Raw genomic sequence first — 11363 nt, 5'->3', positions numbered from 1 at the left:
CCATTATGGAAGCAACCGAACTATCCAATGTAGCAAAGGCAGAAGCTATTAGTGAGGCGACTAACCTTTTCAATACAGCGCGGGAAGAAGCTATTGCAGAAGCCATCACCATAGCTTCCAATTCAAAAGAAGAGGCAATTGAAGAGTCTAAGAATTATGTAGATGCAAAAATGGATGATGTAAATCTGGTATTGGAAACCATGCAACCAGATGAATTTGGCAATATTGGAGTCGGTGTAACATCTCCTCAGGCGAAATTTGATGTGAATGGTGATATTCGAGCTACAGAGATAAGAGTCGAAGCCAATGGAAATACTGCCGATTTTGTGTTTGATGAAAATTATGATCTGAAAGAACTGGAGGAAGTGGAAGCATTTATTAAAAAGAATAACCACCTCCCGGATATTCCCAGTGCCGAAGAACTGGAAGCGTCAGGTGTTAACCTGGCAGAGATGAACAAGTTGCTGTTGCAGAAAATTGAGGAGTTGACGTTGTATGTGATAGAAAAAAATAAGGATGTCGAAGAATTAGAACTGAAATTCAACAATCAGAAAGATATAATTGAGCATTTACATAGCAGACTTTTACAAATTGAGGAAATTTTCGAGACAAAATAATATATCACAACATAATGAAAAGCATAATAGTAATAGCGATCGGATTCCTTTTGCATTTCAGTATGATAGCGCAAAATAGAGCTCAGGTTCCTTACTCAATGAATTTTGAGAATCATACGTATTTCTTTGAACTTGATAACTGGACTGTGGAACGGGAATCATCAGGAGGATATAATGAAATTATTAATACTGATGATTCTTATTATTCAGCAGCTGATGCTTATGAAGGAACATCGTCTTTAATGATTTGGAGTGATATTATTCCGGGAATTGGTTATGGCGTTCTGCACGTAATAATGGACGCAACTTTAAAAATAGATTTATCAGGCGATGATGTAATTTTCTTAAAAGGTGCATGGAAAGGAATTTATCAGGAAGAAGGCATGTATTGTATACAAGATGTTTCTGATTTTATAGATGATGAAAATGAAGGCATATTCATATCAGATGATGATGGGGAGACTTATGTGAAAATTATGGGATTTTCCGGATTTGGAGAATGGAATGAATACGACATAAATCTTCATAGACTTTCCAAACAGCATGGTTTTCAGCTAAATGATAAAAACAGAATAAAATTTCAATATCACTGTGCCTGGGGAGAAGAAGAACTTACCGGTTGCTCATTTAGGAAATATCTTTTTATTGATGATATTTCTGTTTACAAAGTCCCGGGAGATACCGGCAATGGGGAAGATGGATATAAAGTAGTCTTTCTGTATGATAAAGCGGGAAACAGAACCGGACACTATGTTGAAATTCTACTCGAGAACAAATCGGCTTCAAGAAATGATGAAAATCCTGATCCATTTAAAGAATATAATGGTGAAGATGAAGTCTTTGTTTATCCGAATCCCACGAAAGGAGAAATTTATATAGGCATTCAAGGAGACAAGGACGAGATTAATTACCAATACAATTTCTTCAACCTTCAGGGGAAATTACTCCTGAATGGCAGAATAGAGGCTTATGGTAAGTTTCCTTTAAGTATGAATAGACTCGAACCGGGAATGTATATTTTGCTGTTAAAAAGTTCTCAAAAAGAATTGAGATATAAAATTATTAAGGAGTAATTCATTATTCTTCAAAATTAATTCCACCCTTACTGTTATGAATAAACTTTATTTACCCATAATCATTATCATATTTTCATTCTTTTTTATGAATGATATCGACAGCCAGAAACCAGCTGTTAGTTTTCTTCTTAATACAAATGAAACTGGCACACGTAAATATATAGCCCGCGATTCTATTGTATTATCAGATGGATTTAGCTATAAAGCTTCAGGGAATAACTATTTTTCTGCTAAAGTGGATCCGTTTTTACTTTTCCCTCCTTCAGATAAGACCTATAAAACACCTGAAGGTGAATTTACAGAAAATAAAAACGAGGGAAGTGTTGTAGGAAGCATTCCCGGAAATTTCAATGTTGGAGCCTCAGGTGCTGCAAGCTATCAAATACCGATTGAATGTCCTCCCGGAATTAAAGGGATGAAGCCTTCTTTAAGCTTGGTATATAATAGTCAGGCCGGTGTAGGAATAGGAAGTTTGAATTTTTCATTGGGCGGTATTTCATGTATAGAAAGAGTAAATCATAGCTATTGTTATGATTCAGATAGTCATCCCGTTTCTTTCGACGGAAATGATAAGTTTGCAATGAATGGCAAAAGATTGATGCTAATTTCTGGCTCTTATGGCAAAGATGGGGCTGTTTATGGCTTTGAAATTGAAGATTATTCACGCATCACATCAAAAGGAAACTCAGGAGACGGGCCCGCTTGGTTTGAAGTTGAGACCAAGGATGGGAAAATATTGGAATTTGGAAGAACTTCAGATTCCAGAATGACCTTATCAGACAATGCAGGAATTTATAAATGGTACCTCAATAAAGTTAAAGACAGAAATGGCAATTATATCAGATACTTTTATGATTCAAAGGAAGATGGAGAAACCTGGATATCCAAAATTGAATATACGGGGAATGAAAATACGGGTAAGTCTCCTGCATGTAATATAGAATTTGAATATTACTCATTGGAGAACATGGGATTAACATCAGGAATTTTACCAAAGTTTATTGCCGGAAATGAGTTGAAAAAGGAGAAATATCTAAAGGAAATAGTAACTAAAAGTTCAAAAGAGTATCGCAGATATAAACTAAATTATGCCATAAATTCTTTGAAAACCCCCTTACTTTACAAAATTGAAGTCCAAAACAGGAATGGAGAAAAATTACCGGAAACGGTATTTGAATGGGGAAATATTTTTCCCGAAACCAGACCTATTCCGGACATAAATGGTAAGGCATTGGTGTGTGGAGACTTTACCGGAGATGGTAAAGACAACATTGCAAAAGTGGATTATGATACAAATACAGAAAAGTATTGGTTGAGCATTTTTAGTTTAGGTAAGGATTCCTGGTATGAAGTAGAAAATACCGAAATTATTCCTCCCAATGGGTATAATATTTTGGATCCAGTGTTTTTGTATAATTGTGGAGATTTCAACAATGATGGGGCGGATGATTTGGTGGTCAATTTGAAAATATCCTCAACCCCGACGTGGGCCACATATACGGTGGATGGGAAAACTCTTGAGATGAATGTTATTAATATTAAACAGAAGATAATGCGACCACCGATTTTAGGGGATTTTGATGGGGATGGATACAATGGCTCTATTCTTACTACTGAAACCAATATTTTCTTACTAAAAAATCAGCGAAAAAATGAACTCTCATTAAGTGACAATTTGCTATTGTCTACTATAAAAAGTGTCTATCCGGGAGATTTCAACGGAGATGGAAAAACAGATATATTATTAAGGCGAGATAATGATTTAAGGATTTATTCTTTAGATGATACTCGTTTGAAATTGAAAAGAATAATTGATTTAAGTGTCGAGAAATGTTTCGTTGGGGATTTAAATAATGATGGTGTCACCGATATAGTTTCAAAAACCGAGACCCTAACTGCCTTTTATATTTCAGACTTTGACATAGTAAATACTATAAATGGCCTTCCGGATTTCTCCCTATCTGTCCCTCACAGGTATTCGAAAGGCGGATTTTATAAAACTTCAGAGCCTGTTTCAGTGTCGAATGTCGATGTTGTTAATTTTTCACCAAATCAAAGAAGCGGTATATTACTTACTGGTGTTGTTTACGCTGATTACCTGGCTTCACTTGATGTAATGAGTTATACAAGCTGGCTTTCACAAGAATATCCTTTTGGTCCTCCACCTGATGATCCGGAATTTTTATGGAATGAATATTCAGGTTATGTTGACAATGAAAGAAAAGAATGGGACGCCGAAATTGAGGAACTAAAATCTGACCTCCGGGAACAAGGCCTTCTTTATAACATTATTAAAAACGATATAAGACCAGATGTCCGGCAATATTCATATACATTAAGGGTTTATCATCAAGGTTTTAATTACTTACAGAGAAGTCCCGCAAATGTTAATAATTGGATTGTCCAGAGAGAAGAAAGAAGAAATTTTTCTTTTGAGGATATTGAAAATATATTTCTTGCAGATTTTAGAGGAACCGGCAGAAAGTATTTAACTCTTAAATATAAAAACTCGGATACGAAGGAGACAATGACTCGAATTCACTTTCATGACGTCTCAAATTCACTTGCCGTCAAAACCATTAGAAAAGGAATGGATAATACCTATCAGATTCATTATGGCCCATTGATTAGTAAAAATATTTATGGTTTATCGGATAACCCTTTGTATTCGAAGGAAAACAATGCATCTTATCCCATTTCTGACTTTGCCGGTGGTATTCAGGTGGTTTCTTCCGTTGATTTTCCTAACGGAGACAAGCAAAGCTATTTTTACAGAGGGGCAAAAGTTCATCTGGGTGGCAAAGGCTTCTTAGGGTTTAAAAAGGTAATATCCAAAAGTTCCAGGTTGGACATTGAAACAGAAAGTCAGTATTCTTTGGTGGAAAATTTGAATATTCTTGTTCCTTACAAGAAGGTGAAAAGCCTGGCAGGCTACCCAAAAACGCCAATTGAAACAACAACCTTTTTGTTTTCCGTTTTATCTGCAGAAGATGGACACAACAGGTATATTTTGAGATCTGATGAACAAAAAGTGAAAGACCATTTAAACAATACCACTAAAACTATAGATTACGAAACCTATGATGATGATGGTAACCTTACAAAAAAAACAATTAATTATGGTGGAGGAATATCTGTAACAGAGCAAACTACACTTTTTCTAAAAAAGGGAAGTCTTTTTAAAAACAAACCATCCGATTTAATAGTAACCAAAAGAAACAGTTCAGGTGTCCATAAAAGAAAAACAACCTTCGAGTATGATTCAAATGGTAACATTACTCAAAAGACTGTTGATCCGGGAGATGAGAATGAGTTGATAACTCGCTTTAGAGATTATAACGGCTTTGGTTATCCCGAAACAATCGAAACTGAAGCTAATGGAGAAAGTAGGATAATAGAAATAGAATACACTCCATCAAGCCGTTTTATTAGTAAAAAATCCGATATATCAAAAGGAACTTTTGTAAAGTACGGGTATAATGAAAATACAGGATTACCTGAGTACAAAATAGATGAACGAGATCGTAAAACAACTTATGAATATGATGGATTTGGACGACTTGTTAATACAACTTTTCCAAACGGTGTTCATAAAGTGAATGTCTTACAATGGGCTGGGAGTGATGGCCCTGATAATGCATATTATTATACGTATCAGGAAACTAACGGGCAAACTCCGGTATGGACATGGTATGACCGATTAGGGCGAAAGCGCCGTGTTGATTATTTCGGTTTACATAGCAATAAAAAGATATCGGTTTTAACAAAATACGATACGAAAGGCCAGGTAAATTATGAATCACTTCCCTATTTTACGGAAGGGGATGCTACTGATGGAAGTTCTTTCGATTATGATGATTTCGGCCGGTTAATTGCCCAAACCGGACCGCAGAATATTACTACTAATATTGAATATTCTCCGTTGAAGACGAAAATAAGTTCTCCGGAAGGAGTGAAAGAGGAATCATTTAATTCTGCAAGACAGTTGACTAATAGCAGAATAAATGGAAAGTCAGTAGAATTTGTATATTGGCCATCGGGACAGACGAAAACTGCAACACCCGAAGGGGGAGAGTCCGTTCAATACACTTATAATTTGCAGGGTTATTGTAAAAAAGTCATTGATCCCGATGCCGGTGTAATAGAGAAAACATTTAACGGGTTTGGAGAACTGATCGAAGAAATCCAGAGTATTCATAATTCCGGAAACTCCGAGGTTATTACCTCCTATAACTATGAAAAGGGAGGGCTGATTAATTATATTGATGTTAATGGGCAAATAACTGATTATGAATATGACGATTACAACAGGATTGAAAAGGTTATCCTTGATGGCCAGCATTCCCGGTCGTTTGAGTATGATGATTATGACAGAATTATAAAACAAACAGAAACCATTGAAGGAAATAAAACATTTATATCAGAGAAAAGCTATGACAAATATGGCCGGTTGACAAAAGAAATTTATCCCACCGGCTATAGTATTTCCAGAAGCTATAATAAATATGGAGTCCCGAAAAATATTTCTGACAACAACGGAAAGATGATTTGGGAAGCAATTGATGAGAATCCCGGAGGACAACTAACAAAAGTCAAAAAAGGTGAAATGGAAGTTAGTTACACATTTGACAACAGGGGATTTCCAGAATCCATTAAATCAAATACCATTATTGACCGTAATTATAACTTTACTCAGGCTGGTAACCTGGAGTACATTACAGATAATTTAACCGGTCAAAAAGAAAAATTTAGTTATGACGGCCAAAATCGATTAACAGACTGGTTGACATACAAGGACGATAATTTGGTAAACACAAGTTATATTGCTTATGACCTTAATACGGGAACTATTACGAACAAAACCGGAATAGGCTACGAAATGGTATATGGAGAAAATGATCAAGGTCCTCATGCCCTTACATCAATAAAGGGGAAACCGTCTGCCATCTCGACAGATCAAAGAGAAATACATTATACTGATTTTTCGAAGGTTGAGAAAATAATAGAAGGTGAAAAAGAGCTAAATATAACGTATGGGGTGAATAACCAACGGGTGAAAATGACATATAGTGATACCGAAAAGTCCTTTACCCGGTATTATCAACCCAATTTTGAAGAAGAGATAAGTGGCAAGAATTTCCGTAGAATTCATTATATTAGCGCTGGAGATGGACTTGCAGCTATTTATGTGCAAAGCGGGAATAAGTATAATCTGTATTATGCCTATACCGATCATTTGGGATCGCTGGTAGCCATAGCTGATGAAGACGGTAATGTTGTTGAACGTTTTGCTTACGATCCCTGGGGAAATCGCCGCAATCCTGATGACTGGACACAAAGAATTACAACACCTGTAAGTGGTATCACCGGCCGTGGCTATACCATGCATGAGCATTTGGATGCATTTGGCTATATTAATATGAACGGGCGGGTATACGATCCATTAACCTCACGATTCCTAAGCCCAGACCCTTATATCCAGGCACACGGACAATGGCTTAATTATGACAGATACGCTTATTGCATGAATAATCCGATGATTTATATTGACCCAAGTGGATATAACGTGTTTGATAAATTTTTTAATTGGGTCGGAGAAGGAGTCAGCAATGCCTGGAACTGGTTCTGGGATAAAGGAGACCAATTTGCCAATTGGGCCGCCCAAACAGACTGGTTTCCTTCATCGGGCGGAGCAGGTATCAACAGTACCGGAGAAACCTGGCATTATATCGGAAACAGTGGAAATATTTATCACAACCAGTTAGGGAATAATTATGAAGGAATAGTGAATACTGCGATAGGCGATGCATTGAATCGAGAAGCGTATGTGAGTGGGAATTCTTCGTTAGCGGATGTTGCCAGTTCGCAAGGAGGCGATGGTTGGCATCCACCAATGGCAATTGATGATGTTGGAAATGCAGCTAGTTACGCTTCGGGCGCAATTGGCCTAACCCAAATAGGAATGTTAGAATATCGAATGGCTCTACCCTTATCCAGCAAAATAGGAACATTTGGAAGGTTTAGCTCAACATATAGCAGTCTTGGAAGGTTTGGTGGTAGACTTGGAACAGCGGGAGCATTAGTAGGCGTAGGTTACAATATCAACGCTCTAAGTACGGGAGAGATTGGAACTGGAAGATTTGTTTATAGAACGGGTTCAATTGGGGCTTCCATTGGTGTGGGTGCTGCAATTGGTGGTCCGTGGGGAGCTGTTGGAGGAGCTGCTGTAGGTGGAATATCAACAGGCTTTGAATATATTTACGATAATATGTTGGTTCCTTTAGGAAATGAAATTCAGTATCAGATTTGGAACTTTGAAAATGCAATAAAAAATGGGTGGTATCCAGGGAGATAAAGTATTATCAATTACAATTCGTAATCATTTTTCAGCTTTACAGTCCTTATTTTTCCTAGCGACTATATTGATTGTTATTTTATATTTTTTTGATTTTGATAGAGGAATGACAATAGCATTTGCAATTGGTTTGAGTATAGATGCAATAACATCACTATACTTGCATTTAGAATACTTGTCCAAGAACAAAGGCGAAGAATACGAAGTTAGAGATACTGAATTAATCAGGCGAAAAGACGGTAAAGAAACGATTTACAAGAATGATGAAATAGAAAAGGTAATCGTTTATTTGTCGCCAGCACTATACAAAAACAGCAACTTTCATTTTTTGGCAATAGAGGGCTATCATTATGCGGTGGTAAAACTCAAAACAGGCGAAGAATTAATTTTAACCTGTTTGCTTGCCCCAAGAATAGATAAGTCTTTAAAGCAAATGCGGGGAGTATTGTTTGAGAAGCGAAAACGATTATTTTGTAACATATGATAAAAAGCCCGGCAAGTCCGGGCTTTTTTATTGGTTAGAAAGACCTTGCACCGTAGTTTTGAAAATAAAAGAATCCAAAAACTCTTTAAGCAACGATTTTTTATCTTCCGGCATTTTATCAATCTTCTTGAATTGAATAAGCAGTTCCTGGTCATGAATCTCATTGGCCGCCTTATCTTCAATAGTACCATTCATCAAGAAATCCGGAGAAAGCTCCAAAGCCTGGGCAATCCTGTTTAAAACAGCCGATGATGGAACGGCTTCGCCTCTTTCATACTTCCCGATATTTGTATAATGGACATTAGCAATCTCGGCCAATTTTTGCTGGGATAGCTTTTTGTTTTTCCTGCCTTCTTTAATCCTGTTAGCAAGTGAGCTCATTTTAAATTAAAATTAATTTATTAACAGTGCAAATATACTGAAAACGCTACAATTTAGCCCCATATTTTAAAGCGATTGTTAGATTATGGCGACTGGTCTTTTTGTAAATAAAGTGTAAAATATATTTTTGTAGTGAAATCACTATAAAAATAATTTATCAACAATGGAAAATAAGACCCAAAAACAGACAAGGATTTTAACCATCCAGAGCGATACCTGGGGAAATCTGTCAGGAAATACAAACACGTAACAGGTTTGCGCAAGCTGGGCTATTGGTACAGGAGGCTGAAAAGCAAAATACGGGAATTGGGACAGGTCGAGAAATCCGGAGGTAAAGGCAAGGAAGAACGATTACTGCAGGCTGCACCTGATTATCTGGATACAGCATGCTTGTTTTTGGATAAGTAAAAGAAAGAGAAACCGAAACTTCCCCTGTGCGATATGCGTGATTTTGAGTTACACCTGGAACTGAAATATTATCAATCCATGCTGGAGAAACCTATTGATTTGGTATAGCGTCGGATTATCAAGGGGAACCCATACCACATGGAGAAAAGCTATTTTCCATCTTTGAAACCTATTCCGAATGGATTACGAAATGCAAATAAAATTCGGGGGGGTGTATTACGCTTTACTGTTTCGGATGTCCCATGCTTCCGAAAAAAATTCCAATTCATATCGCGTACTTTTTCGGAAAGCATTTACCATTTCATACCTTTGGCTTGTGGTTGAATCATTCATAATATTCTCTACAATGTGAAGATATTTATCAACATAATTACCATATACATCTCCGGCGTAAGTGTCCAGCCATTTTTGGTATGGATTATTCTTCACCCCATTTTGCCGGATACGAATTCCGTTTTCATGATAAACCAAAAAGCAGGGGAGAAGTGCTGCAATTGCTGTCGAATATGCGCCCGACAGACTTATTTCTGTCAGCCAGGCTGTGTATCTGCGACAAGTATTCGACATTTTGTCTGCTTTTTTTATCTGAAAAACAGGGAATAACTCATTGTGTAAAGCTCGTTCGATGTCCAGACCGTCTTTGGCCATAGCCAGGAAAAAAGAAAATTCTTCATCAGAATCGGCTCTTCCGGCAAGAATGGCGAATGCCCTGGCATCTTGTCGGATATAAAGCATATCCTGGGCCAGGTAATGTCGGAAACAGTTTTCGGGCAATGTGCCATCTGACAATCCTCTGCAAAAAGGATGATCAAAAATTTGGTCGATGATATCCTTTGCGTTTTCCCATAAAGAGGCTGTATTACTGCCGGCAGGGGGGGTGTAATTAGGCATTAGTGGATAGTTATTAGGCATTAGTTATTAGGCATTAGGCGCTCAGGGTATAAAATTAACCAACATTTTGTTTAAGTTGACTAAATTTCCTGTAGTAGCTTTTTCCCAGACTTGTACTGAAAAAACATAGTGTCTTACGCCTGATATTAGTGTTTTTTATGCAAAATTAATGCTCTGTCACCGCTCCGCGGTTAATTGTTAATGACTTTATTGGTAACGTTACCGCTCTGTCACCGCTCCGCGGTTTTAGTATTGCCAACCCTATAACAGCAGTTAATAGCCGCGGAGCGGCGACAAAACGGTTGAATTATGTAATATGAAAAACAAAAAGCTGCGGAGCGGCAACAAATAATATATAAATTTGATTGGTTCCGGCTTATTCAGGTTAGGAACACATGTTTGAAAAAGTTTTACCGATAATCGAATTTTACATCTGACAATCTTTTACTATTTCCACCAATCATAAAAATGATGCACCGGGCCGTGACCATGTCCGATTTGATAATCAGCTCCGGTTTGAATAGCATGTGTAATATAGTTTTTCCCATTCCGGATGGCAGTCCTAAGATCATCGCCACGTGCAAGAAAGGATGCTATAGCCGACGAAAGGGTGCAACCTGTGCCATGTGTATTTTGGGTCTGAACACGCTGCGATTCCAGAGAAATTACTTCATCGTTTTCTGCATCAAAGAAGACATCTTTCAGTGCCTCATCGCTCAGGTGTCCTGCTTTCAGCATTACCGAAACCTTTTGGTTGTAAGACAGGCTTCGTGCTGCAAGAGGTAGATCAGACTGACTTGTTATTGCCTTGCCAAACAGGATAGAGGCCTCGGGAATATTTGGAGTGATGACCCTTGCTAACGGGAGCAGTATGGTTTTCAGTGCACTGATGGCATCGTCCTGCAAAAGCTTATCACCCGATGTGGCCACCATAACCGGGTCAATTACCAGATTTCTTATCTTATACTGTTTTATTTTAGCAGCAATAAGTTCAATAATTTCTTTCGAATGCAACATTCCGATTTTTACTGCATCGGCACCAATATCGGTCATCACGGCATCCAGTTGCTTCTCAATGGTTGATAACTGCACCGGAAAAATATCGGTAACGCCTTTTGTATTTTGAGCTGTAACAGCAGTTATTACAGACA

The 11363-nt window shown here is 37.5% G+C and carries 8 protein-coding genes; 5 read left to right on the top strand and 3 right to left on the bottom strand.

Annotated elements, in window-relative coordinates:
• The 4 genes from OQ5_RS23530 to OQ5_RS0111850 form a co-directional block, all read left to right on the top strand.
• Window positions 1-617 (top strand): hypothetical protein (locus OQ5_RS23530; protein WP_218054533.1); only part of this gene is annotated, 617 nt, incomplete at its 5' end.
• A gap of 14 nt (window positions 618-631) precedes the next feature.
• Window positions 632-1690 (top strand): T9SS type A sorting domain-containing protein, encoded by a 1059-nt coding sequence (locus OQ5_RS0111860; protein WP_082179583.1) that lies wholly within the window; start codon window positions 632-634, stop codon window positions 1688-1690.
• 37 nt (window positions 1691-1727) lie between these two features.
• Complete coding sequence (locus OQ5_RS0111855; RefSeq protein WP_016777696.1) at window positions 1728-8048, top strand: RHS repeat-associated core domain-containing protein; 6321 nt, start codon at window positions 1728-1730, stop codon at window positions 8046-8048.
• Window positions 8026-8532: a hypothetical protein gene (locus tag OQ5_RS0111850; RefSeq protein WP_016777695.1), complete on the top strand. Its 507-nt coding sequence runs from the start codon at window positions 8026-8028 to the stop codon at window positions 8530-8532. The genes OQ5_RS0111855 and OQ5_RS0111850 overlap by 23 nt, the downstream gene beginning before the upstream one ends.
• 27 nt (window positions 8533-8559) lie before the next feature.
• On the opposite strand, the gene OQ5_RS0111845 is transcribed toward OQ5_RS0111850, so the two are convergent.
• Window positions 8560-8913: a helix-turn-helix domain-containing protein gene (locus tag OQ5_RS0111845; protein WP_016777694.1), complete on the bottom strand. Its 354-nt coding sequence runs from the start codon at window positions 8911-8913 to the stop codon at window positions 8560-8562.
• 255 nt (window positions 8914-9168) lie between these two features.
• Here OQ5_RS0111845 and OQ5_RS23525 point away from each other — a divergent pair, with 255 nt between their 5' ends.
• Window positions 9169-9321 (top strand): hypothetical protein, encoded by a 153-nt coding sequence (locus OQ5_RS23525; RefSeq protein ID WP_016777693.1) that lies wholly within the window; start codon window positions 9169-9171, stop codon window positions 9319-9321.
• A gap of 216 nt (window positions 9322-9537) precedes the next feature.
• On the opposite strand, the gene tenA is transcribed toward OQ5_RS23525, so the two are convergent.
• Together tenA and thiD are read right to left on the bottom strand one after the other, a co-directional pair.
• Window positions 9538-10212, bottom strand: coding sequence for a thiaminase II (tenA, locus tag OQ5_RS0111835; protein ID WP_016777692.1), 675 nt, complete (start codon window positions 10210-10212; stop codon window positions 9538-9540).
• 447 nt (window positions 10213-10659) lie between these two features.
• The coding region (gene thiD, locus OQ5_RS0111830) for a bifunctional hydroxymethylpyrimidine kinase/phosphomethylpyrimidine kinase (RefSeq protein ID WP_016777691.1) at window positions 10660-11363 on the bottom strand (704 nt) is incomplete at its 5' end.

The organism is Anaerophaga thermohalophila str. Valhall, from assembly GCF_000250735.1.
Lineage (GTDB): Bacteria > Bacteroidota > Bacteroidia > Bacteroidales > Marinilabiliaceae > Anaerophaga > Anaerophaga thermohalophila_A.
The sequence above is the reverse complement of the archived record's forward strand: the minus strand, read 5'-3'. Positions and strand labels throughout refer to the sequence as shown.